This is a genomic window from Xylanibacillus composti (assembly GCF_018403685.1).
In the GTDB taxonomy this organism is placed as follows: domain Bacteria; phylum Bacillota; class Bacilli; order Paenibacillales; family K13; genus Xylanibacillus; species Xylanibacillus composti.
Genome location: NZ_BOVK01000031.1, coordinates 68,279 through 91,983 on the forward strand (window position 1 = coordinate 68,279; position 23,705 = coordinate 91,983).

Annotated in this window: 27 protein-coding genes; 1 reads left to right on the forward strand and 26 read right to left on the reverse strand. The window is 47.9% G+C overall.

From position 1 onward, the window contains the following. The 25 genes from XYCOK13_RS12225 to XYCOK13_RS12345 all read right to left on the reverse strand — a co-directional run bounded on the left by XYCOK13_RS12225 (position 1) and on the right by XYCOK13_RS12345 (position 21,234). Positions 1-693 (reverse strand): response regulator transcription factor, encoded by a 693-nt coding sequence (locus XYCOK13_RS12225; RefSeq protein ID WP_213412437.1) that lies wholly within the window; start codon positions 691-693, stop codon positions 1-3. Positions 694-805: 112 nt separating this feature from the next. Continuing rightward, positions 806-1,885, reverse strand: coding sequence for an ABC transporter ATP-binding protein (locus XYCOK13_RS12230; protein WP_213412438.1), 1,080 nt, complete (start codon positions 1,883-1,885; stop codon positions 806-808). Position 1,886: 1 nt separating this feature from the next. After that, positions 1,887-2,729, reverse strand: a complete 843-nt coding sequence (locus tag XYCOK13_RS12235) for an ABC transporter permease (protein WP_213412439.1) — start codon at positions 2,727-2,729, stop codon at positions 1,887-1,889. A 7-nt stretch (positions 2,730-2,736) separates the two neighbouring features. Further along, the gene (gene modA / locus XYCOK13_RS12240; protein WP_213412440.1) at positions 2,737-3,546 is read right to left on the reverse strand and encodes a molybdate ABC transporter substrate-binding protein; all 810 of its coding nucleotides are present in this window, start codon (positions 3,544-3,546) and stop codon (positions 2,737-2,739) included. 2 nt (positions 3,547-3,548) lie between these two features. After that, a complete protein-coding gene (locus tag XYCOK13_RS12245) occupies positions 3,549-3,827 on the reverse strand; it encodes a MoaD/ThiS family protein (protein ID WP_213412441.1) in 279 nt (92 codons plus the stop codon). Between the two features lie 63 nt (positions 3,828-3,890). Next, a complete protein-coding gene (locus tag XYCOK13_RS12250; RefSeq protein WP_213412442.1) occupies positions 3,891-4,652 on the reverse strand; it encodes a HesA/MoeB/ThiF family protein in 762 nt (253 codons plus the stop codon). A 25-nt stretch (positions 4,653-4,677) separates the two neighbouring features. Next, complete coding sequence (moeB, locus tag XYCOK13_RS12255; protein ID WP_213412443.1) at positions 4,678-5,883, reverse strand: molybdopterin-synthase adenylyltransferase MoeB; 1,206 nt, start codon at positions 5,881-5,883, stop codon at positions 4,678-4,680. Between the two features lie 47 nt (positions 5,884-5,930). Further along, positions 5,931-7,109 (reverse strand): cysteine desulfurase family protein, encoded by a 1,179-nt coding sequence (locus XYCOK13_RS12260; RefSeq protein ID WP_213412444.1) that lies wholly within the window; start codon positions 7,107-7,109, stop codon positions 5,931-5,933. 249 nt (positions 7,110-7,358) lie between these two features. Then, positions 7,359-8,249 (reverse strand): aminoglycoside 6-adenylyltransferase, encoded by an 891-nt coding sequence (locus XYCOK13_RS12265; RefSeq protein WP_213412445.1) that lies wholly within the window; start codon positions 8,247-8,249, stop codon positions 7,359-7,361. A 56-nt stretch (positions 8,250-8,305) separates the two neighbouring features. Continuing rightward, positions 8,306-8,707, reverse strand: a complete 402-nt coding sequence (locus tag XYCOK13_RS12270) for a zinc ribbon domain-containing protein (protein ID WP_213412446.1) — start codon at positions 8,705-8,707, stop codon at positions 8,306-8,308. A gap of 19 nt (positions 8,708-8,726) precedes the next feature. After that, positions 8,727-9,284, reverse strand: coding sequence for a GNAT family N-acetyltransferase (locus XYCOK13_RS12275; protein ID WP_244865129.1), 558 nt, complete (start codon positions 9,282-9,284; stop codon positions 8,727-8,729). 15 nt (positions 9,285-9,299) lie between these two features. Further along, positions 9,300-9,764, reverse strand: coding sequence for an SRPBCC family protein (locus XYCOK13_RS12280; RefSeq protein WP_213412447.1), 465 nt, complete (start codon positions 9,762-9,764; stop codon positions 9,300-9,302). Between the two features lie 108 nt (positions 9,765-9,872). Continuing rightward, positions 9,873-10,583, reverse strand: a complete 711-nt coding sequence (locus tag XYCOK13_RS12285; RefSeq protein WP_213412448.1) for an AAA family ATPase — start codon at positions 10,581-10,583, stop codon at positions 9,873-9,875. A gap of 446 nt (positions 10,584-11,029) precedes the next feature. Then, positions 11,030-11,455, reverse strand: a complete 426-nt coding sequence (locus tag XYCOK13_RS12290; RefSeq protein WP_213412449.1) for a PH domain-containing protein — start codon at positions 11,453-11,455, stop codon at positions 11,030-11,032. A 213-nt stretch (positions 11,456-11,668) separates the two neighbouring features. Then, on the reverse strand, positions 11,669-12,142 hold the full coding sequence (locus XYCOK13_RS12295; RefSeq protein ID WP_213412450.1) for an NUDIX hydrolase: 474 nt from the start codon (positions 12,140-12,142) through the stop codon (positions 11,669-11,671). A 334-nt stretch (positions 12,143-12,476) separates the two neighbouring features. Further along, complete coding sequence (locus XYCOK13_RS12300) at positions 12,477-13,130, reverse strand: Yip1 family protein (RefSeq protein ID WP_244865130.1); 654 nt, start codon at positions 13,128-13,130, stop codon at positions 12,477-12,479. A 122-nt stretch (positions 13,131-13,252) separates the two neighbouring features. Then, positions 13,253-14,086: a DNA alkylation repair protein gene (locus tag XYCOK13_RS12305; RefSeq protein ID WP_213412451.1), complete on the reverse strand. Its 834-nt coding sequence runs from the start codon at positions 14,084-14,086 to the stop codon at positions 13,253-13,255. Between the two features lie 50 nt (positions 14,087-14,136). Then, positions 14,137-14,589 carry a GNAT family N-acetyltransferase gene (locus XYCOK13_RS12310; protein ID WP_373314397.1) on the reverse strand — a complete coding sequence of 151 codons (453 nt, stop codon included), beginning with the start codon at positions 14,587-14,589 and terminating at the stop codon, positions 14,137-14,139. A 37-nt stretch (positions 14,590-14,626) separates the two neighbouring features. Next, on the reverse strand, positions 14,627-15,271 hold the full coding sequence (locus XYCOK13_RS12315) for a carboxylesterase family protein (RefSeq protein ID WP_213412453.1): 645 nt from the start codon (positions 15,269-15,271) through the stop codon (positions 14,627-14,629). A gap of 122 nt (positions 15,272-15,393) precedes the next feature. Further along, complete coding sequence (locus XYCOK13_RS12320; RefSeq protein WP_213412454.1) at positions 15,394-16,500, reverse strand: HAMP domain-containing sensor histidine kinase; 1,107 nt, start codon at positions 16,498-16,500, stop codon at positions 15,394-15,396. Beyond that, on the reverse strand, positions 16,493-17,185 hold the full coding sequence (locus tag XYCOK13_RS12325; RefSeq protein WP_213412455.1) for a response regulator transcription factor: 693 nt from the start codon (positions 17,183-17,185) through the stop codon (positions 16,493-16,495). The genes XYCOK13_RS12320 and XYCOK13_RS12325 overlap by 8 nt, the downstream gene beginning before the upstream one ends. Positions 17,186-17,469: 284 nt before the next feature. Next, entirely contained in the window at positions 17,470-18,384 is a 915-nt protein-coding gene (locus XYCOK13_RS12330) for a M15 family metallopeptidase (RefSeq protein WP_213412456.1), read from the reverse strand. Between the two features lie 347 nt (positions 18,385-18,731). Next, positions 18,732-19,493: a DUF4184 family protein gene (locus XYCOK13_RS12335; RefSeq protein WP_213412457.1), complete on the reverse strand. Its 762-nt coding sequence runs from the start codon at positions 19,491-19,493 to the stop codon at positions 18,732-18,734. A 38-nt stretch (positions 19,494-19,531) separates the two neighbouring features. After that, entirely contained in the window at positions 19,532-20,449 is a 918-nt protein-coding gene (locus tag XYCOK13_RS12340) for a hypothetical protein (protein WP_213412458.1), read from the reverse strand. An 89-nt stretch (positions 20,450-20,538) separates the two neighbouring features. Continuing rightward, a complete protein-coding gene (locus XYCOK13_RS12345) occupies positions 20,539-21,234 on the reverse strand; it encodes an MOSC domain-containing protein (protein WP_244865132.1) in 696 nt (231 codons plus the stop codon). Between the two features lie 200 nt (positions 21,235-21,434). Between XYCOK13_RS12345 and XYCOK13_RS12350 the strand changes: the two genes are divergently transcribed. Next, positions 21,435-21,980 (forward strand): hypothetical protein, encoded by a 546-nt coding sequence (locus XYCOK13_RS12350; RefSeq protein WP_213412459.1) that lies wholly within the window; start codon positions 21,435-21,437, stop codon positions 21,978-21,980. Positions 21,981-22,414: 434 nt separating this feature from the next. Here XYCOK13_RS12350 and XYCOK13_RS12355 read toward each other — a convergent pair whose 3' ends face one another. Continuing rightward, positions 22,415-23,704 carry an MBL fold metallo-hydrolase gene (locus tag XYCOK13_RS12355; protein WP_213412460.1) on the reverse strand — a complete coding sequence of 430 codons (1,290 nt, stop codon included), beginning with the start codon at positions 23,702-23,704 and terminating at the stop codon, positions 22,415-22,417. Between the last annotated feature and the right edge of the window lies 1 nt (position 23,705).

Genomic DNA, 23,705 nt, shown 5'->3' on the forward strand with positions numbered 1-23,705 from the left:
CTAGTCCTCCTCGTTGATATAGGCATACCCCAAGCCGCGCACGGTTCGAATCACGTGACAGCCTTCCGCACTCAGCTTTTGGCGCAAATTGCTAATATGCGTAGTTACTGTTGCTTCCCCTGCCTCGTCCTCATATCCCCAAATTTTCTCTAACAAATGCGTGCGTGTGAAAGTCCAGCCGGGATGGCTCATGAGGATGTGCAGCAGCTCAAACTCCGTGGGCGTCAACTCGATCGTACGGTTGTCAACCTTCACTTGTCTAAGGGAAGGATCGAGACGCAGCCGTCGGTTGCCCAATGTACGGGACTTGGGCTGCTCGTTGTATTGGTAGGAGCGGCGGAGCAGGGCCTTAATCCGAGCGGTCAGCTCAGTCGGACTGAATGGCTTAGTCAAATAGTCATCAGCCCCTATCCCGAGACCAATTGCTTTGTCTGTATCCTCTGTGCGTGCGGTCAGCATCAGAATCGGAACCGTGGACTCCTGGCGAATGCGCCGGCACAATTCATACCCGTCCAAGCCTGGCAGCATCAGGTCCAGTATGATCAGGTTGGGGGATGCCTGCTTGTACAGCTTCTCGCCGGACACCCCGTCATAGGCTGCCATCGTCTGGAAGCCTTCAGTTTCCAATAGAAATTGAATCATATCCGCTGTGGGCTTATGATCTTCTATACATAATATATTCATTTCATTCATCACACTGAGCCCCCTCTTGCTTTTGTTATAACACAAAAGAGAATCTCTCCGCTATTTTTTTCCTGCAATAGGAATCAACTAGCTTCGAGATTCTGCTTTGCTTACTGCGAGATTAGAAGGAATTCAGCGGTTCTATCCGTATCGCTGCAGCTTTGATGCTGGCATACACCCGATCACCGATTTTCAACTTCAGCTGTTCCATCGCTTCGGCACTGACGGCCGCCTGCAGTTCCAAATTGTCCTTCAGATGCAGGCGGTACATGCCGTTAACCAACCGATGCATCTCCATTATCTTCATGACAAAGCAGTTGCGAGTGGAAAGCTGCATCCCTTCCTCTTCTCGTGCTATGACAATATCTGTCGGGTCGAAAATCGCGAGCACATCCCCCGTTGTTTGTCCGACCGCCTTCAATTCGGTTCCCTCATGCAAGCGGATGCGCAGCAGCCCCGATCTATCCGGAAAAGCCACTCCCTTATAGGCGGTCAATCCAGCGAATTCGGCCACGAAACTGGTTCGCGGCCTTTTCCGCAGCTCATCGTAAGCTCCCTGCTGCACAAGCTTGCCCCGTTCCATAATGTAAACCTGCTTGCCGAAGGTGATTGCATCCATTGGATCGTGCGTCACCATAATGGCGGGGATGGAGGCGGCAGATAAGATTTCCATGATCTCCGTGCGCACATACCGCTTGGTTTGGACATCCAGCGCGCTGAACGGCTCGTCCAACAGCAGCAATGCAGGCTGGGTGACAATAGCTCTGGACAAGGCAACCCGTTGTTTCTCGCCACCGGACAAATCCCGCGGAAACCGGTTATGCAGATGCCGAATGCCGCAAAGCTCCATCGCTTGCTCCACCTGGCGGGCAATCTCCTTCTTGGCCATTTTTTGCTGTTGCAGGCCGAACGCGATGTTATCGAAAACAGACATATGGGGAAACAGCAAATAATTTTGCGGCACATAGCCGATTTTTCTTTTTTCCGGATAAACGTTGATATTTTTGGAGCGGTTGTATACGTATTGACCGGAAACTTGCACGTATCCTTCTTCCGGATCGGCAAACCCGGCAATCATTTTCAATATCGTCGATTTCCCGCTTCCGCTCTGGCCTGCCACGACCGTCATCCGCTCCGCGAATTCTGTACGAACGTCTATGGTCAACGCCGGGAATTGGCGCTTAAGTTGAACGCTTATCATATTACCTCCGCTCCACCGCTAGTAGTCGCACGGTTGCCATTAATAAAAGACTCATGACCAACAGCAAATTCGCCAACACGATTGCCACGCCCAAATCCTCGTTCATCGCAGAGTATATGGCTAGCGGAAGCGTCTCGGTCTTGCCGAGGAAATTGCCTGCGAACATGATCGTTGCGCCGAATTCCCCGAGCGCCCTCGCCCAGCTGGTCAGCATGCCCGAAATTAGATAAGGTCTTGCCAGCGGCAAGCTCACCCGGTAGAAGGACCGCCACCAGCTGGCGCCGAGGGAGCGGGCCATCGCTTCCATCTCTTTGCCGTCATGCTTGAAGCCTTCCTTGGCTGAACGAATATAAAAGGGGGCGGCGATGAACACCTGCGCGAAAATGACAGCCACAACCGTGAACGAAATGACAATACCGTGCTCGGCCAACCAGCTGCCAATCAAGCCTTTGCGCCCGAAAGCAAGGATCAGACCGATACCCGCTACCGATGGCGGAATGACCATAGGCAGATCGACCAGCACTTCCAGCAGCTGCTTGCCGCGAAATGAACTGCGCGCCAGCATATACGCTAGAGGTGTGCCCAGCAGAACAATAATCCCGATTGAGATAATCGAGGTAAACAGGCTGAGCGCCAACCCGTAGCTGAGATGAGGACTGCGAAAGGCTGCGTACAGATGCTCAGTTGTAATGGACGTAAACAGCCCTATAATCGGCAAGCATAGGAACGCGACAATCAGCGTCGACAACAGGAAGAACACCACTGAATATCCTACAGGCACTAACGACAAAGAAGCTTGGGGAATCAACAGCCGGTGGATCATACTCCTCATAACCCGGGCCATACTGCTATCATCCCCCTTGATCGTAACCGTACCGCGCCTGTAAAGCCTTCCCCTTCTCTGATTCCAGCCAGTCAAGGAAGGTTTGTGCAGCGGCAGATGCCGGATTCATGCGGGCTGCGTAATAATGAGCCGTGACATTCAAGGACTCCGGAATTTGCAGGTGAGACAGGCGCTTGCCTGCAATGGAAGCTGCAGCCAGAGACGAAGTGTAGACAATGCCGGCATCTGCTTCGCCGAGTTCTACCTTGGCCAGAACATGCTGCTCATTGCTCTCATAGGACACCACATTTCTCATGAACCGTTCTTTGAAATCACTGCCGTATTGCCCGGATTGCTCCAATTGGTCAATCAAGCGCTGGGCATATTCGCCGACGGGAGCCTTCGGTTCAGCCATGACAAGCAGCACGCCCTCGTTCGCCAAATCATCCACTGTTTGAATGCCCCTGCTGCTCTCCTCGTTCACAACGATGACTAACTGATTGCCTGTGAAGCGCGAAATTGGGCCGGCCAGCCCTTGTTCCTGCAAAGCTTGCACATCCTGCTCTCTCGCTGCGAGGAATACATCCGCTTCGGCGCCTTGCTCAATTTGGGTTTTCAAAACATGCGTCCCGGCAAAATTGAACTGCAGCCCAATATCCGGATATTCCTTCGAGAATTCAACCTGTGCCGCTTCCAGCAGGCTCTTAAGGCTCGCTGCCGCATATACCGTGACACTGGCTGAAGCTTCTTTCGTCGAAGCGGCCGCACCGCAAGCAGACAAGGCGGTTACCGCCATACTTAGCGCGAGAGAGATGATTGCGAATCTACTGGCTCTCATCGTTATCCCCCCGCCATTGGCATGAGCACACTAATCCGATCTCCATCTCGGAGCCATTCATCCTCCGTCACCATCTCATCGTTAACCGCCAGCAAGATATGTTGGTGGACAGTATGCTGGTCTTCGTCAAGCAGCAGGTCGCGCTGCCCGGGTTGAAGCTGTTCCCCAACCAATCGGATGGCATCGTGCAAGGAGCAGGACGATGCTTCAATGTACAATTCGACATCTCCTTTTAGCGCTTCGCGCAGCTTTCCATTAGCACTGAACATTACTTTCATCATGGTTATTCTCCCCATTCTTTTTTCTATTTTTTATTTGCTCCTATCCTGTTTCTCTTTATCTCTTTATTGAAAAACTAGCGCTTGGTCGCACACCGGACAATTCGCCCGTCTTTTTAGTTTGATCGTTTGGTACGATGCCGTTTCACCGTTGTACATCACCAAGCGGTTTTTCAAGGGCTCTCCATAGCCTGTCAGCATCTTGACTGCTTCCATGGCTGCCATGCTTCCTATGACGCCGGGCACAGCGCCGATTACCGGGAACGGCAGCTCCCAATCCTTGCTATGAAAACCAAGGCACGACATGCAGGGAGTCTCTCCCGGCACAATCACCGTTACATACCCTTCCGCACCGCAAACAGCCGCCTCTACCATCGGCTTCTGCTGACGTATCGCCTCCCGGTTCAGCAGATGCCGCTCCTCGAAGTACGGCGGACAGTCCATAATAATATCCGCTTGGGAGACAAGCTCTTGCACGTTCTCTTCGGTTACGCTTTCCTTCACCCCCACCAGTTCAATCGTCGGGTTAAGCTTGCGGATGTGATCGATTACCGAATCAACGGGGGACACTTTGCCTACGCCCTCATAGGGAGACATAATCCACCTGTTCATATGCCCCATTTCCGGCACCCCGCCGTGAGCAATCACCAGCTTGCCTATCCCGGCCATGGCCAGATAGAGAGCTACAGGCGAGCCCAGTCCTCCTACTCTTGAAACAAGCGCCGAGGATTGCTTGAGCTTCACCTGACTGTCCTCCCCGAAGCCTGTCATCATGATTTGCCAGCCGAAGCGCTCGCGTTCCTCATCCGTCAGTATGTGTGTACTCATCATCCCATCTCCTTTTCTCTCGTTTCTAATGATGAATGACTGTCAACGGCAAGCCTGCATTTTCCCATGCAAGCAGACCATCATCCAGATTGTATATATTGGAGCAGCCTTCCATCAGGCACTTGCGTACTGCAAATTTGCTGCGCTTTCCGATTTGACATATGAAGACAAGACGTTTTTCTCCTTGCAGTAATGTATCCATATGCGCCTGGAGTTCGCTGAAAGGAATATGTCTCGAACCAGGTATATGGCTGGACCTGTACTCTTCCTCCTCTTCCCGGACATCAATCCACCAGGTGTCGGGATCATTCAGCCACTCCCTGGCGGTCAGCACTGAAACACTGTAAGCCGTCTGGGAAGCGGGCTCCTCCTCTTCAACGGCTTTCCCTGCCGGAGTGGAGACCTCTTCTCTCTTCGGGAGGCCGCAAAACTGTTCATAATCGATTAATTGATCAATTTCCGGTTGATCGCCGCATACCGGACATGAGGCTCGTCTGCTCCGCTTGATCGTATGAATGGTACCGGCCAACAAATCCATCATGATGGTCTTGTTCGCCAATACGCTGTCCAAGCCGAGCAGCACCTTCACTGCTTCCAATGCTTGATACGAGCCCATAATGCCTGCCACTGCACCAACGATACCGGCTTCGGCACAGGATGGCACCGTACCGGGCTTAGGCGGCTGCGGATACAAACAGCGGTAGCAGCCTTGTCCAGGCATAAAGACACTGACGCTGCCTTCCCACTTCAGAATACTCGCGTCCACTAGCGGCTTGCCCAAAAGGACGCAGGCATCGTTCACCAAATACCTGGTTGGGAAATTGTCGCTTCCGTTAATGACCAGATCGTACAACGCGATCAATTCGAACGCATTGGCCGAAGTGATCATCGCTTCATGTTCGATGACCTGGACTTCCGGATTCATCTGTATCAGCCGCTGTCTGGCAGAGCGAGTTTTCGCCATGCCTATCGAGGCGTCATCGTGCAATATTTGTCTGTGCAGGTTTGAGCGGTCTACCCGATCACAGTCCACAAGCCCGATGGTTCCAACGCCTGCTGCGGCTAAATAAAGGGAAGCCGGGGATCCTAGCCCGCCAGCCCCGATAAAGAGTACCTTGGCGCAAGCCAGACGCTTCTGTCCGGCGATCCCGATCTCCGGGAGCAGCAATTGGCGCGAATACCGCTCCAACTGCTTCTCATTGAATGCCGCTTCCGCAATTTGCGCTGTCATTCTTCTATGCACCTCCGTTTTCACATTGAGCCATAGTCAACGTTTCTCTATATCGCGTAAGATCTCAGGCTGTGAACGGCTTCTGTTATGGCTTGTACCAAATACGTTATGGCTTCGTCAGTGGTCGTCTTGCCAAAGCTTATGCGAATGCTCGATTCTATCTCTTGCTTCGCCAAGCCCATCGCAGACAGCACATGCGAATGATGCTGATGTTTGCCGCTGCTGCATGCGGAACCGACCGAAACCGCGACCCCATGGTCGATGCTCAGCACCTCTGCGAGCTCTTGCCCATCAACACCGTCAATGCGAAGGTTTACCGTATTCCACAAGCTAGCTGAGTCTGCATCGTCCATGCCGGTTTCTGTCACGCCATTAACTGTGAAATCCTCCAACCTCTCGGCCAGCGCGGTCAGCAGCTTCCGCTTCAGTCTTCCCCCGGATTGCGCTGCCTCTCGCACATCGAGAGCTGCCTCCGCGCAGGCTTCCCCCAAGCCTGCAATCGCCAGCACATTCTCAGTACCGCTGCGCAATCCCCCCTCCTGACCGCCTCCATGGAGAATAGGCAGGATGCTCGATGGATCTCTCACATACAATGCTCCTATTCCCTTGGGGCCGCCAAACTTGTGTGCCGAAATCGACAAAGCGTCTACGCCTAACTCCTCAACATCCAGAGGCAGCTTGCCTGCAGCTTGTACCGCATCGCAATGGAAGAATATCCGTTGGCGGCGGGCAATTTCGGCAATTCGGCGAATCGGTTGGATCGTCCCTACTTCATTGTTAGCCAGCATCACCGATATCAGCTGTGTGTTCGGTTGAATCGCTTCCTCCAGCTCGCGGGGAGAAAGATGCCCCTGCTTGTTCACAGACAAGAACGTTGTCTCAAATCCATGAACGAGCGATAAGTGGCGGCAAACCTCCAATACAGAAGGATGCTCAACCGCTGAAGTGACCAAGTGGCCCGGATTGTTCAGACAGGCTTGCAGCCGGCCCTGAATGGCCAAATTGTTCGCTTCCGTCCCGCCAGACGTCAGGACGAGATTGTCTGGCTTGCAGCCGAGCATGGCAGCTGTTTGCTCCCTGGCCTGCTTGATCAGACGTTTCGCTCTTTTCCCTGCTTCGTGCATGCTCGAAGGATTGCCGAACTCTTCGAAACCCCGCTGCATGGCAGCCACAACTCGTTTGCTAATTGGTGATGTTGCATTGTAATCGAAATAATAGTACGGCATAAATCCTCCCTCCCACCTATCTTTCGGCATTTTTTTATATGTTTCGCGCCACTTTAAGAATAGGAGGATACGCTTAAGAATTGCTAAAGAATAAATAAAGATTTGATAAAGATTGCTAGTTTGGATATTGTTAGAAATCAGTCGTCTCGGGACTGAGAAAGAAACTGCTGCACACAAAAAAACCTGAACGCGAAACGCATCCAGGTTAGTTTCCTGCCATGTTAAGGGCAAGCGGTTCCTCTATATCATTCACAGCCTCAGATTCAACGTTGTTGCTTCCGCAGGCAGAGTTTGTACATGCTGCAGATATTGTGTCATGAGACAGTCGCTCTGCTCCGGATAAGGGTAATCGAACGCCTTGGCCACTTCTTTGCCCAAAGTGCGAAACAGCTCGCACGCGACAAAAATCGACTGCCACATCTGGGTGTAGTTCGCTTCTGTGTAAGTTCGTTCGTACATAAGCCAATAAGGTTCCGGCAAGTAAAACTTGAAATACTTATTCATCGCGCCAACAGAGACTTGGTAATCGTGCTGCATGCCAATCCACCAGGAGATCATTTGATCCAATGCTTCTCTGACCGGTTTATGGAACATGGCCATCGCATAGGGCAGCTGATCTCGCCAAATTCCCTTCGCCACATTTTGCAGGCACCACCAAAAATTGTTCGTGCAGCTTTGAAACTCTCCTTCTGTTGGCGGCATTACGTGGTAATCCTTGTCAGTCGGGACCGGAACAGGAGGCATGCAGCCGTCCTTGTCCAGCAAAGGGATTGTAAGACTGTCGTCGATATCCGCTTCACTGAAATACTCAGTAGCTATTAGATGAAGATCTATCCGGTTCCCGTCTGTGAAGAGCATTAAATACCCGTAGGATCGTGCAAAATCAACTTCCTTGCCAAGTGCCAAATCATGTTTATCCGGCTCTTGCACCATAAGCAGATCACCGAACTTTTGAATCCACTGTTCGTCTGTGAGGAAAGATGCCGTCTCTGTAACGACATACACAATATCATAATCCTGGAACAGATCTTTGCGGACAAGAGAGTTCGTTCTTGAACCGTTCATATAGACAGCACGAATTCTCTCGTCTCGCTCAGCCACATGCATAATCAGCTCTAACATTTCCTGTTCACCGCGCATGCTCAACCCTCCTCGCAGACACTTTCGAGCTTACCTCGGTTCAGTCTCCATTCCAATCATCTAATCGCCTTCCCGCAACCGGGACAATACTTATACGATTCATCGGCCACATTCTTGCCGCAATAAGGACAAAAGTTAACCTCGTCTCCAGCAACCTGTTTCTGAGAATTGGAATCTGCATTGGCATTGGCATCGCCATTGAAATAAGTGTCCAGGGGATCCGGTTCCTGGGAAGTTATGTCGAATAGAGACATGCGATTTCTCCCTGTTGCATTTTTATAATGATAGATGGCTTGTACGACCGCCACACCTACGAAAACGATGCCAAAAAGCACAAAAAATATAGGCGCACCCATACTGGCTGCAGCAAACGTCCAGATGACCCCAAATATGCCAACCGCAATACTTCCGACAGCCCCCATAGCCGATGGCCCTCGCCCCGGTTTTATGCTTTTCAAGCTTCATACACCTCCAACCTTAGCTGTTCCATTCCAGTTTCAATAAAGAATAACAACGCTGATCGCAGAATTGTCCATGAAACATGGCATACCCCCTGAGGATGCCTTCTTCCTTGAAGCCCATTCTCTCCAGCAGCTTCATGGACGGGACCGCGTCCATATTCGTAAATGCTTCTATTCGGTGCAGAGACATCGTGTCGAAACCGAATGAAATTGCACTTTGAAGCACCTCCGACATATAGCCTTGCCGCCAATAAGCTTTGCCTAAGTCATATGCAATCTCACCCCGGGACCCTCTTTGGATTTCCCAGCCGTTATAGCCGCAGGTTCCGATAAGTTTGCCGTCCGCTTTCCTGATGATTCCCCAACGGAAAGCCGATTTCTGGTCGTACAATTGGTTCATGAAGTGGATGATTCCTTCCGCCTGCCCGATATTGTCTAGAGGGTCGATCCCCATGTCCTTCGTTACCTCGGCATCGGAGAAGATTTGGTACAGATCCGCGGCATCCTCCACCTTCATCTGTCTCAACAGACATCTTTCTGTCTCTAGTACGGGAAATGGTACGATGTTTATCATTGATCAGTTCCTTCTTTATGATGGATGTTCTTTCTCGGCAATTTGCTTCAATTGCTGATTTCTATGCTTCAGGAAGCTGGCCAGATACGTTCGCAGTACAAGACGCTCCACTACCCATCCAATCGGCCCGTAAGGTGCGGCAAATTCAACAATATCGGACATTCTAGTCTTCCCTTGCACCTCTTCGAAAATATGGGTATGCCGCAAGAAGCGAAACGCTCCTTCTTGCATTTCGTCTATGAACAGATAAGGCCTGTCCAGCGTCACTACCTTCGAGGTTAGCCTTTGCCTGACACCAAGGTGCGTAGCTTCGAAGGTGACCGATTCCCCTAATCCGATCAAACCCGTTTTGACCCCGTCTACAATTTCTTCTTTGGTATGTTTCCATGCTGTTCGCTTGTGAATAGCCATGTCCCGGGCCAGATCGAAGCACAGCTCGATTGGTGCATCAATCACAATGTCGGCTTCCACCGTAATCACCTGTCACACCCCCACTACCCATTGGCACTTGTCGTCAGTTGCCTGTCTCTTTTTATCATTTCTATATCAAGTGCTTATTCTCCTGTAAATCCCTAACATGATAAACGGTCATTCGTCTTCAAACAACTCACTCAAAATCACATTCCTGTTTTCCAAAAAACGCCTAGTAATCTGGTAATGCTCCGTCTGCTCGTAATTGACTTCCCGGATCCCTCCGTGATCGAACTGAAGTATCTGTGCGTTAGGATAGCCGAGAATTATCGGGGAATGCGTAGCAATAATGAACTGAGCCGCGCCTTCAAGATCCTTCAGCACGCGAAGAAATGACAACTGTCGGGTCGGGGATAAGGCTGCTTCCGGCTCGTCCAGAAGGAAGATCCCTTTTCGATTAAATCGATTCAAAAACAGGCTCAAAAAGGACTCTCCATGGGACTGTTCATGCAGGGACCTCCCCCCATAAAATTGCTGCGCGTCAACCTGATCAATATGCGTGGCGAATTGATAGAAGGATTCTGCTCGGAGAAAAAAGCCATTCGTCATTTTGGGCAGCCAAGACAATCGTAAATAGTCACCCAAGGCTGCATCAGCCGACTCGACCTCATAAACATTGTTTCTGCCTCCGCCCGCCGGATTAAATCCACATTGGTAAGCAATGGCTTCCAGAAGCGTAGATTTCCCCGAGCCATTCTCCCCGACGAAGAATGTGACATTGCGGGAAAATGCCAACCTGTCCAATGTGCGAATAGCAGGGATGTGGAACGGGTATCGCTCCGTTGATTGAATCTTATCCTTTAGCAGCTCTACGCTTCTTAGAAACATAGCTCCTCCTTAGAAAGGCGACTGACTTGCTTCGCTTATTACAACGCAATATATATGTCGATTTCATTCTCCGGGCTTATCTGGGTGAAGGCGTCAACTTTAGGATTAAATTTCGGCTTCCTCGGTAAATCTGCATCAAAATGACATGCTCATTCTGCTTGTTGAACAAATGTTCCCTAAACTCTTACTGCCTTCTCTTTTCGACGTTCCTTTTCCAAACGAGATACACAATAATGAAAACATTAATCAGATAGGTGACAATTTTCAACCAAACTACAACTGAACTGTTAGTAATGAGCAGGCTCGCAAGCAACAGTAGACCAATGTTCTCTTTGAAATATGGTTTGTCTCTCTGAAAGATCAAACGGTATGCCACAATGCCATAAATAAACAAAACCCAGACGATAAAGAATATATTCAGAAAGCTACCCATACCGAGTCTTCTCCTATTCTCCGTCTTTTCCTTCGACCCTAATATTCGGATTTCTCTTCAGCAGCTCTGTGATAAATTCCTCTTGATGTTTTGGCGAGATTACAACACTGCCCATAAATCCTGTTTTGTAATGAACTTCAATGGCATCGCGGGAAAAGATCAGTCTATATCCCATCCATATGCTGGGTTGCCTGGTGATCTTGGTGATGTCCTTGTATGAGATTTTGGAACGGAAGAGATCGAGCAGAAGCAATACAATCAATGCATTCCATGCAAACTCAAAAAATAATGGTGCAAATAAAGCTATATTTATGAATACGACTAACCCTAGAAAAAGATATACAAAAAACGGATCTCGCTTTGTCTGAAACTTCAATTCTGTCGCCGCCCCTCGTATTCCAAATGATCGTCGACTACCAGCGTAACCGTCTATAATCATTCTCATCCTTGCTCTTACTTGTTCCTTCGTCTAACGAAAAATACTCACATCAATAACGCCCAAATCGCGCCAGTAATAGGCCATTGAATAAAGCTTTCCAGCAGATCTTGTCCCCAGCCAGTATCCAAAAACTACGAAGCGTCGAATCCGTGTTCCTAGACACGACCAAATAAGAAAGAGATTAGGGCAGTGTTGGCCCGGATTTGGATAGTGCTATCCTCGATTGATGATGTGCTTAACTTCATTCGTAAACATGAGTTGCTCCAGATCCGTCGCTTGCTTCAAGAATGCCGGAACGATCGGGTGCTGAGCAAACGCTTGAATTGGAATCCATCTACTGACGGATATGCCCTCAAGACAGCTGAAATGTTCGTCAGTTACATTCAGCGCACCTTCGATTTCAACGAGATAATATAAACCTAACTCGTGATAATCAGTACCTTGCAATCGGAAAAAGTTCTCAACAATCCACACCAAGCGTTTGGCCTTCACCTTCCACCCATATTCCTCATTGATCTCTCTATCGACGGTTGCCGATGTTTCTTCCATCGCTTCAACCCTGCCGCCAGGCAGGAACCAATAATCTTCATTGTTGAACTGCTGGAATAATACACAGTTGTCCTTCACGATTAAGCAAGCTACTCTAAGATTAAACTGCTGCAACTCATTGACATCGAATGAAATCATAAATCCAGTTCACATCCTTATCAGACAGCATAGTGGGACTGGCTTTATAGCAAAAGCAGAATGATCGTTCCTGGCAGTTTGTACGATTTTCCACCCAAAGTCAGTCCTATTTGGTGCCCCAGTTCAATTTTTATTCGAAATATCGTACAAAACGATGTACTCCCCTCAAGAAAGTGGATACTTTGTAAGATTTTTCGTTCAAACGTTGATGTCGAAGCCTATTGACCAAGGCGTTAATACGATTTTTCGCACAAAACAACAATTTCAAATTTCGATCTCCCATTCGCCGAGCGTTTCATGTACTGAACTTCATGTACTGAATTCATATTCGCCCCTATAAGATGACCATAAACAGGACTGCAATCAGCACTACAAATCCGATTATCGGTAACACGACTGTCAGCAGCGCTAACCAAGCTGAAAATTGATGCGCTTCTCCCAGGCACTTCAAAAAAATAAATATCCCCCAGATCCCAATCGCCAACTCTATGACAGCAAAAATCAAATAGATTAAAGATAAACCCGCGCTGCTATCCAATTTGGGCGTTTCGGTTGTAAAGTTATCAGATCCGAACAAGATAATGGAAGGAATCCACAGCAGAATGGTTACAGCAGCAGGTATATATGAATACGCGATAGCTAAACGAACATCTCCATATTCACCTGCACCTCCTAGCAGCGTACCGACCCAATATAATATTCCGCCAATGATGTAATAATAGATCGCAGCACCTATCAATGTTGCAATGATAATTGTTACGAACATCAAAACTAACGAAGTATCATCAGCGGCATTCCTCATTGATGCTTGATTCAAGGCATACACAAATCCACCTAATAAGAGGAGCAGCAAAACATGTGACTCATTAGTAGGTTGATCGAGAATTTCCCGCATTGTTTTCCTAGGTTGCGTCCAGATCTGTAACCAATATTTCCAGTGGTTATCAGGTTGTTGCGGCACAGTGGCTTGATTGGTTTGCATTTCCATGTCTATTCCTCCAGTTCATGCCTCCCATGGAGACAACAGTCCATCACTTATTTCTATTTATTGAATCACTTTTCTCCAAATATTTCAACCAGATAATTCCACATACAGTGCATCTTCAGCTACTAATGACGGTATTTAGATTCACGTTCCCAAATGTGTTCAAGTCCCCGCTTCTTTGCAACAGTGTGCATACTCTTGACTGCTCTCACAATGGACGGCCGTTTATCAGATAGCAGTACTGGAATGACATCGTCCTTGAATTCAAGCATATACTTTGCGCCTTCAGCCGATGTAAATATCTTGGCCAAATTCCATCTAACCTGTTCATTGTCGATTTCTATCCAAATTCTTATTCGTTGAATGACATGTGAAGGGAAATACTTCAGCAAACCGCCTCCTATGGCGAATGCTCCAACATTCTTCTTCACATAGGGATCCGTATCGTACAATAGAGGCTCTATAAGATCTATAAGCTGGTTTGCTTTGGACTCATCTCTGGACTTCGCCGAATATTTCACGGCGACAGCCACTGCTCTGCGTATATGGGGAGAGGAGCTTTGGGTCCACTCCAACAACGCGGGATAATAGGATTCGAAGTGATGGTCTAATACGATGCTACATGCGCTTGCGGCCCACTCTCTCACTTCCCAATTCGCTGAATCCGCCAGATGATACAGTCTAAGAGTCGCTTCTTGAGGATCTACATGATAATGCTCAGCAATTAATATAGCTCCTAACTCATCGCCTACAATGCTTGATGAATCTGCCAAGGCACAACCCATCTTGTATGCATCATCGGCATGATCACAATGGCTTCGAATCATCTTCAACGCTTGAACCTTGACGGCTTGCGCGGGCGTCCTTGCATGATTGGTAGACAGACTATCCAAAATGCTCAACATTTCTTGCACTTTTCGAGATCGCAATGCCCGTAAGAAAGGTACTTCCCAAGCCATCTGTTCACCTCCAGCCAATAATGAGTTGCAGCCAGCCGTTACAGAAACGTTCACAAATGAAGACTTAATCTAATCATATCCATAACCTGAATTCCGTTCTCTACGATCTTTTCCTTGTAATGCCGGATGAAGAAGTCGCGATCTACACCAGTAATGCGAAACCCGCATTTTTGATACAACGCGAGTTGTCCCACACTGGAATTACCGGTGCCGATGTCAACGGTTTTGACTTGTTGTTCTTTCGCTTTGGAAATAGCAAATAAGAGGAGTCTTTTGCCAACCCCCTTGTTCTGATGATCTTCTCGGACAGCGACGTTTACAATCTCTATGGTTTCCGGACGCGTTCTTATTAGAACAATCACCCCAATCACTTCATCGTTGATTGTAGCGATATAACATTGCCCTCTGCTCAAATATTCATGCACAAGCTTCTCCGAGGGATCAGCTAACAATAATAATTCAAGAGGTGCATCCTCGATATTCTCTAACAAACCGATTTGTATGTCCATGTTTATCCCCTCACAGTACGTTTCCAAGAAGTTAAGAATCGATTCTATTGCGCTCAAACCAGGTATATAATGCAGGATTCGAATACGTTTCATACATAACGGAGTGCTGATGACCGAATCCTTGATATCTTGTAAATCGAGGCGATCCCTTGTGGTCAGTTAATGCTTGAACCATGGATTCCGTTTCGGTTATGGGAACTACATCGTCTTCTTCACAGTGAAACGCCCATATTGGTATCGAAGTCAAATGTACGGCTTCATCTTTGTTATACCATCCGGCTATTGGTGCAGCAGCCGCGAAAATACCGTTGGTCTTCGCAGCCAGATCCCATACGCCATTCCCACCCATGCTGAAGCCGGTTAAGAACACTCTCCCTTTATCAATGGCATGCTTCTTTATGACTGCATCGAGTATAGATAAAGTTGATTGACGAATATCCGGCCACATTAAATCAGCCGGACATTGTGGCGCAACAACCGCGTATCTATATGCTGCCTCTCTCTCCGCAACACGAATCAAGCCATAATCATCTAGCATATGGAGGTCATTTCCTCTTTTTTTGATGCCATGTAAAAACAAAATCAAAGGTAAAGACCCCTTAGACACTTTGGGTAGAAATAGTTTGTATCCCACTTTGATTCCGTTATGGTTGAAATAATGATGTGTTGTCGGCATTGTCCTCATTCCCCTGTCTTTCATGCAGTTTCGCATCATCCCATTCGCCATAGACCCTATCGTATAGATGCCTTTATATCATACCATAAAGTTCCATACCAGGGAAGAACATTTGTTCGTTATCATTCTGCGGCAGTCTCGTCCCGATGAAAGCGAACTTCAAATACCGTGCGAATGGCATCGCTTTGTGCCGTAATCGTGCCTTGATGCTGCTCTACAATATTTTTCGCGATGAACAAGCCAATGCCCGAGCCCCCGTCCCGCTGCGTCCGCGCTTTGTCGCCGGTATAGAACATGTCGAAGATATAGGGCAGTTCTTCCGGCGAAATGCGATGCCCGTAATTGATCACTTGAACGACGGCATCCTGTCCATCTAGATGGCCATGTATATCGATATACTGCCCATCCTTCCCATAACGAATGGCATTGGTCAGCAGATTCTCAAATACGCGAGCCAGCAGGTCTCCGTCCCCCCAAATTGTTATTGGCTGCGTCACATGCAAGCGAGTGGTCAAATTATTTTTTTCAAGAGCCGGGTACATCTCCTCGTTCAATTGATTGAGCAGCTCGCTTAGATCAATCGTTCTTTTGTTAATTGTTACTGGCGTGCCATAATTCGTGCGAGCGATCTCGAACAGTTCATCAATCAGCTTTTCCAAGCGCTGCGATTTGGTGAAAGCAATGCCCGCATAGTGTTTGGTTTGCTCCGCTGTCAGCTCTTCGTCCTGCAGAATGAAATCCAAATAACCTAGAACCGATGTGAGCGGCGTACGCAAATCGTGAGCCAAGTTCAAGACTAATTGCTCCTTGCTGTTCTCTGCGAAATCCCCCCGCTCCAATGCTTGCTTCAGCTTTTCGCTTGCCAGATTGATGTCACGCGCAATATCTTCGAACTCATCGTTGGATCGAATGTGTACCCGGCTGTTGAAGTTGCCATTCGCCAGCTGATGGATGCCGCGGGAGATTTCTTGGAAATAGGACGAATACCGTTTCGTGAAGAGGTAAAAAAAGTAAAACGAAAGAGGGATAAATACAATCAGAAAAAAGTTAATGTCGCCAATATCCCGTATGAAATAACGAACCTTCGTCAGGGGGTGTTCAAGCTTCAACGTATGGTAGTAGCGTTGAAGAACCAAGTAGAGCAAATAGGTGATCGCACCGGAACAGAGTGTGCTTGCACCGAATAACATGATCATTCTGAACCGAAAGCTTCGGATGAAATTAGCCATTGAATGTATATCCCACTCCCCAGACTGTTTTGATCCATTTGTTGGTGTTGTCTTCTCCAAGCTTTTTACGCAGTGTGCGAATATGCACCATCACCGTGTTTCCGCCTTCGTAATAAGCCTCCCCCCATACATGCTCGAAAATATTTTCCGTGCTGAAGACCTTCTTCGGATGACTCGCCAGCAAATGTAATATATCAAACTCTTTCGGAGTCAGTTCGATCTGTTTGCCAAAAACCAAGACCGTTCGTTGTTCCGGATCAAGGATCAATCCTCCGATATCCACGACAGCTGTGTTCGAGGCCGGCGAAGAATTGAACTGTAATGCTCGCCGCAGCTGGGCATTTACACGCGCAACCAATTCCATCGGGTTGAACGGCTTGGTTACATAGTCGTCCGCCCCCCTTATCAGTCCCGTAATTTTATCGAGGTCGCTCGTTTTGGCGCTAAGAAAAATAATGGGCAGATGATGATGTTGCCGAATGAGCTGTGTCGCTTCGTAGCCGTCCATATTCGGCATCATAATATCGAGAATCGCCAAATCGACGGGCTCCGTCCGAACAACACGTACAGCCTCCAGCCCGTCGGAAACTTTGATGCACCGATAGCCTTCTTTCAACAAATGCAGTTCCATCAAATCGGCAATCTCCGTCTCATCATCCGCAATTAATATTGTGATCGGTTTCATGGTCCACCTCTAAAAAAATAAATACTCCTATATTGTATCAAATTCTCCATACCTCAAGAGCGACGCTCGGATGCTTGTCCGGCGGACTTTCTCCTTCCGTACTTCGTCAGAGTCAGTGAAAAAGCAGTGGTCGGCAGCGATGTTCAACAATGCCGCCCTCGCTGCCCGGGAAGCATGCGACTCACACTGCAATAAATAATGGCAAATTTGATAACAGTATATCTCATACTGCCGCAAAATCTCGATCTTATGCAAGTCCATGGCGAACAAAATTCCCCCTCTCCTCAACTGTTCCTCTCCGCTGCAGCCTCATTGTCTATTTGTTCGTCCCGATTGCGGGACACCGTTACAATCACACCATCCATATTGTTGCCTGAAATTTCATACCGGCCACTGGCAGGCACATGGATTGCAGTGGTTTGAGAGATTGGATAGTAAGAGATCTCGTAAACTAGCTCGTCAATCGTAGCCACTATAGACTTCTGTTCCTTCAAAAAATCCAAATACTCTTCCAGAACAAAGTTTCGCTCATACATAATAGCGCTGTGCGGCATTCCCACATAACGAAAATGCCATGGCTCATATTGAATACCTGTGATGGCCGTCTTGTCCTCTGGATAACGTAAAATATAGCCGTACTTCCAGGAGTTCGCTTTCAACCACTTGCCTTCAGCCGCATATTCCATTTCTCCTTGTGTGGAGCCGATATCCAACGACAAGCCCAAATTGTGCTCGCTATGGCCCGCCTTCAATGCGTATGCTGGGCCCATCTTCCTGTACAGCTCGCTCTGCTCCTCCTCGTCCCGGTAACCGCTGCTAAGCATCAAATGATTGACTCCATCTTGATTTGCTGCCTCCACCATCGTTGAAAATGTTTGCAACAAATATGGCGTCAGCCGGATATCATTATCCAGCAACACGAACCCGTTCACCCATTCCCGATGATGAGCCAGTGTGACAGCCTCGTTCTTCTCTACAGCCCCGGGTGGAACAGGATAATCCTTATTGACCAATAATAAATTGCCTTGGTAAATGTGATCGATTGTTACCGGGATCGGAATTTCGTTCTCTTCGGCCACCACAGCTTCCACTTGATAATCGATCTCCGGCAGTGTCTCGTTCTTGTCTTCTAGCAGAAATTGCGTAAAACCATAGCCAAATATGAAAAGTAGAACAAATAAAAAAAACCATTTCTTCATCACAGCTTCCTCCTGCAACCTTGAGTACCTATAGAGTAAGGAATACTGTTTAAAAAGAAATGGGGACAAATATTAAATTTTTCTTAAATCGTTCTGTTGCAATGAATTGTTCCACTGTTTCTCGGCTACCCAGATAATTCGATGCATGGTTCGCTCTATCCCTTGTGCCGTGGCGCACCTCTGTTCTATTTCCTGCAGCTTTGGATAATCACTTTCAATGGCAAAGTCCTCAATGATCGGGGTTGATGTTACACGCTCCGCTTGTTTCTGATGATACATGTCATGATGAACGAGTATCTTTGCGTAGACATCTCTTAAAACTATGAATATCCTTTATGCGACGGTATTCAAATTGTTTGCCGCCTTACTGTCTTTGTAGCAAGAGATACGAGAATCAATCCCAGAACTGCCCCCGAAATCGGAGCAACTACGATAATTCCGGTAAGATTGCTGCTTGTTGTGCCCGCTAATTTCACAATCGTGACCGCAATCGACGTGAGCAAAACGAATGTCCAGTATAAAAGTTTCCTCTTCCCGCTCACGTTCATGGGCAACCTGAATTTCAGGTCCGGCTCGCTCCGGAAGAGCCGATATCCGATCCATACGAAAGTCAGACATAGTCCCAATATAGACAAGCTGTGCTGCAGGAGCTTGTAGAAGGGGTAGTTGAGAATGACGATTTCCCGCAACCATGAATACTGCATGACCCCATACCCATGAGCATGAGTGAACGAGTCCAGGGTGACATGGGAGAGAAAGCCGATCATCACAGAACTGATGAAGATTAGCCAATCCCGGAGACTTCTAAGCTGCCACTTCCCTAACAGGCTGTATGCTCGTTGATCGAGCTGAAAGGTCGATGGCAAGTGCTTCGCCATAGATTCTTTCACGACATAGTGAAAGAGGAATGCCAATACTAGGCTGAGAGGAATGGCCTGCAGGAATAGACCGGCCAAAGAATGCCCCATACTGCGGTATGGCTCAAGCATGAGAAAATATTCAAAATCAGGCGCCATGCTTCCGAGAATTAATCCGGTCAAACTCACATATTTGGGACTAACATACTTAAGCGGTGCTATATAAACGGGATGCGCAAACGTGAACGGCATAAAAAAATCTCCTTAAGATTCATACCTTCTGGGCGATCTTAAAATTCAAATACCTCGCCGTTATGCAATGTAACAATCACCTTGAATAGATATTCTGGAAAATCGTCGTGCTCCACAGGAGCACCGGTTTCCGCATGAAAGACGCTTACCATATAATTCCCGTATTCGTCTCCGTGCTCGTCTGCGGCAATGTCGCCATACTTTACTTCAGGAACGGCTGCAGGGTCCATCTCGCCAGACGCTATCATGAGATTGATTCTGTCCCTAGCTTCGGCATTGGCGATATTGTGGCCAGTCACATCCTTCGAAACAACTTCCTCACCCTCGTAGAAAGCTTTCACTACCACACTTTTCATCTTCAAATCAGGTTCGCCAAACGTCTTATTCCGAATGGTGAAGGTATAATCTGTACTTTCTTTATTGGTGCCTGTACCCGATGACGTTACATGGATTCTGTTATCCATGTCACTTTTAGCATGATGGGGATAGGAAGAGGTGTTCAGCTTTTTGTAGCTTCCGTCATCCGATCTTTGATACATATCCAAAACATAATTGTCTGTGTAGGCTAACTCGACTTCGCACGAATAGTCTAGTCCATTAGAAGTGGCGCACTCATATTCATTCGACACAGAGTTGTCCGGTATAGAGGCTCGCAGAAAAACAGACGCATGTTCATCCGCCTGTTTCAGTGTGAACGCTACTAAGGATTGAAGCGTCTTGGTTTGTGTATGTACTGCTTTATACATCGACTTATAATTCGTTACCATACTTTGTTGCTCGTTGACCACATTCTCTACTTGGTTGATCAAGGTGTAGCTAGCATGGTTGATGGCTTGATTCACATTAGATTCCAAGTTGGAAAGCCGATTATGCATTGCTTCCATTTCGCTTCTTAGCTTGAAGTTCTGATTGATGATCAATACTATGACCAAAAGCAAGCCTATCATGATGGCCACGGATCTCCTGTTGTTATCCATATCTGTTCATCGCCTTTTATTATTTATTTCACACAATACCCGGAGCTGCTCAAGAACTTACTGAACGATCAGTCCGTTACGTAGACAGTCTGACCAACTTGTATATGTCCAGTCTTTCGGACTCGGGCATAGACACCGAAGCTCAGGTCTAATTCTTCATATACTGTGCCAAGCAAGGTAAAATCGCTCTCGCACGTATCTGGATCAATGGTAATGAGCGAGCAACGCTCACAAGAGGCTTGGACTTCCAATACCGCATCCCCGAAAAGTAGATGTTTTCCTATCCAGTCTCTCTCGTTATGCTTTCCATCCAGGGACAGCAGCAAATTGGCCCGAAAGCGTCGTCTATCCACCTTTTTCCCCCATATCCTCTCAAGATGGCGCAATGAGGAATCCGTAATGACCAGAATGCTGGCTTGGTCAACGGACATTAGATTAGAACGCGTTGGATGCGGCGCCTGATAACCCGACATGGAGATTTTTCTCCGGCTCTTTTTCTGTATTTCTTGGAGCAGTTCATCATTCCAGCTGAAGCGTTCTCCATTCGGTGCCGTGACATTCACCACTCCATCGACAAGCTTGGCTTGATAACCCAGCATTTCGGGGATATCCCTAGCCGTAATGAAGCTCGCCCACCCTTGCTTGGTTTCATCGTAGAAAGCACAGTATCGGTCGCCGTACAATCCGTAAGCGTGCAAGGGACAGCTCTCCATACTTTCGCCAGCAAACGATTTAACAGGATATCTGGTAATTTCCCTAACCACTCCAACTCGCGAACGCAGGGCAGATCCCCTCCAATTCCAATTCGCTTGCCTAACCAAAAAATAGTTCTTCCATTGTACCTTTACTACAAATCATATAATATAAATAACATATAAGTAAATGATATGCATCCATTCCTACGTAGGCATACACTTTCATAGTCGGAAAATCTAGTCTATTCAAAAAAGAGAAGGTGGATTCATTGAAGAAACTACTGATCACTGTTTTGCTTATCTTATTCGGCATAAGCGGGACCGGCTGCAATGGTGACGTTCCAGATGATACGATCGCTATGAAGGAAGCCTTGAACCAGATTCCCGTTCCAGCCATGTCATCATCAATCTTGCATGGAAGTGAATCCGAACAACTGCAGTGGCTGGCTGATATTTATGAATTCGAAATCAATACGCTAAGAAGCAAAGCATCTGAGATTACGGAAGATGAGCGGGAACTTGTTGCAGAACACTTATCCCAGGTTTATGGCTCTGAGGAAGTAGGCCTTTTGCTCCATGAGATCTACCAATACAGCCAGGAGGATCAAAGTTACTTCGTAAAAGATGGACATTGGTTCAGTTATAATGAACGCTGGCCTTCCAGCAATATCGAGATTTCCGATTATTCGGAATCGTCCGCCACACTCCACTTAACGGGTGTCGATGATTACGGCGGTGACGAACGGGAAATTCATTATACCTTTTCCATCCAAGATGGCCAGATGTTATTGGAAAAACGGACTGTTATAAAGTAATACTTGCTCGAGCGGATTCATGTAGACTGGTCCGCTCTTCTACTACACATCTGCACGCTTATAGTGAAACAGTACCTTCTATACACGTTACTGCATGACCGCCTATTCGGATATCACCATCTTCGCGGTATCGAACTTCAACACGGCCACTGCGGCCCAGACAATATCCCTGACTAGCTGTATACATCGATACGATGAAAGATCCATTTCCCAAACAACATTTTTTGGGGGTAAGCATCTCGATAGCCCTAAGGTGTCCATCCAATTTGATGAAATGCATGGATGACTTTATAGACGCTAATTATTTTGACTATTATATCATAGTGCCTCCTCTCGATTACCACAATCTTATGCGCATGTTATAAATATCCTGATCCGTACTTTTTCATAGTAAAAAAGACCGCAGAAACCTATGTTTCCGCAGTCCATTCGACTTATTCTATTTCCAAACTGTCTCCCTGGTGAAGCGAATAGAGTTGGCGCCAGCCTTCAGCTTCTAGCTTGCGCTGTAAGCGACCGATACTTGCATGATCCGCATGCACGAGCAACGAGCGTTTCGGCTTCAAGTGATCCAACATTCGCTTCACATCCGGCATTCCCTGATGCACCTTGAATCTGCACTGAACAAGTTGAATAGGCATCTCCATGTTCAGCAATTCCGCTGCCTTCGTTCCTGGATACACATGTCCAGTCCAAATGATCGCACCTGCAGCATGGCGCTTAAAGGCTTGGACGCAAGCTTCCGTCGCAGGCTTCTGCAGCATCGGATCGGTCAACAAGTAGATGGCAGGCTCTTCCGAGGCGAGCGATTGCTGCAGGGACTCTCTGTCCAATACCCGCATCCTCGCCTTCCAAGAGGCTTCGAGCTGTGCGTAGCTCTCTGCATGGAACCAAGATGTGTCCATGATCAGATCGGCAAAAGCCGCTGCAAGCTTTTCGTCACAGTAGAAGGGAAGCCAATCTGATTCGAAGGCTTCCATCAACAGATGTGCCAATTCATGTCCTCTGCCATGCATCGGGACCGGCAGCCAAACCTTGCCTCCTTGTGCGATTGTCTGCCTGCACATCTCAATGATCTGTGCAGCGCAGGTCTCTTGCATCTTCTCATCGTCGCTGTACGCGGCATCGATTATGGCCAGATCAATAGGCGGCAATCCGTGCAATACAGGCAGGGTAGCTGACAGCAGTCGCGATTCTCCGCCATAATCTCCTGAGTAAAAGAGAAGATGCTCCCCCAGTTGAATGAGCAGCCAGACAGCGCCTGCCAAGTGCCCGCTTGCCCCATATACAACCTTCAGTTCGGGTTGGATTTGAATCCAATCCCCCGGTCCTCCTGCCTTCTCCAGCAACCGCTTGTTGATCTTCTTCGCCTGCCGGTCATAGGTGTCTCTGTCTGCCAGTTCGCCCTCCGTTTGCTGTGCAGCATATTGTCCCCAACTGGATAGAAAGTCCGCAAGCTGGCGGCTGGTCGGTCTGGTCATCCATACTTCTCCTGCATACCCATGTTTATATAGCAAGGGCAGTCCGGCACAATGATCCTCATGGGCGTGAGACAGAAACACGGCGTTCAGTTTACGCACCTTCTCAGGATTCAGCTTCGGGTACATCTCCCTTGCCTGCTTCTTGCCTCCGCAGTCAAGCAGAATAGCTTGATCCCCCGATTCAATATAATAGCAGGATCGGCCATGCTCCCCCGCTCCGCCCCACACTTCAATTCGCAGCATC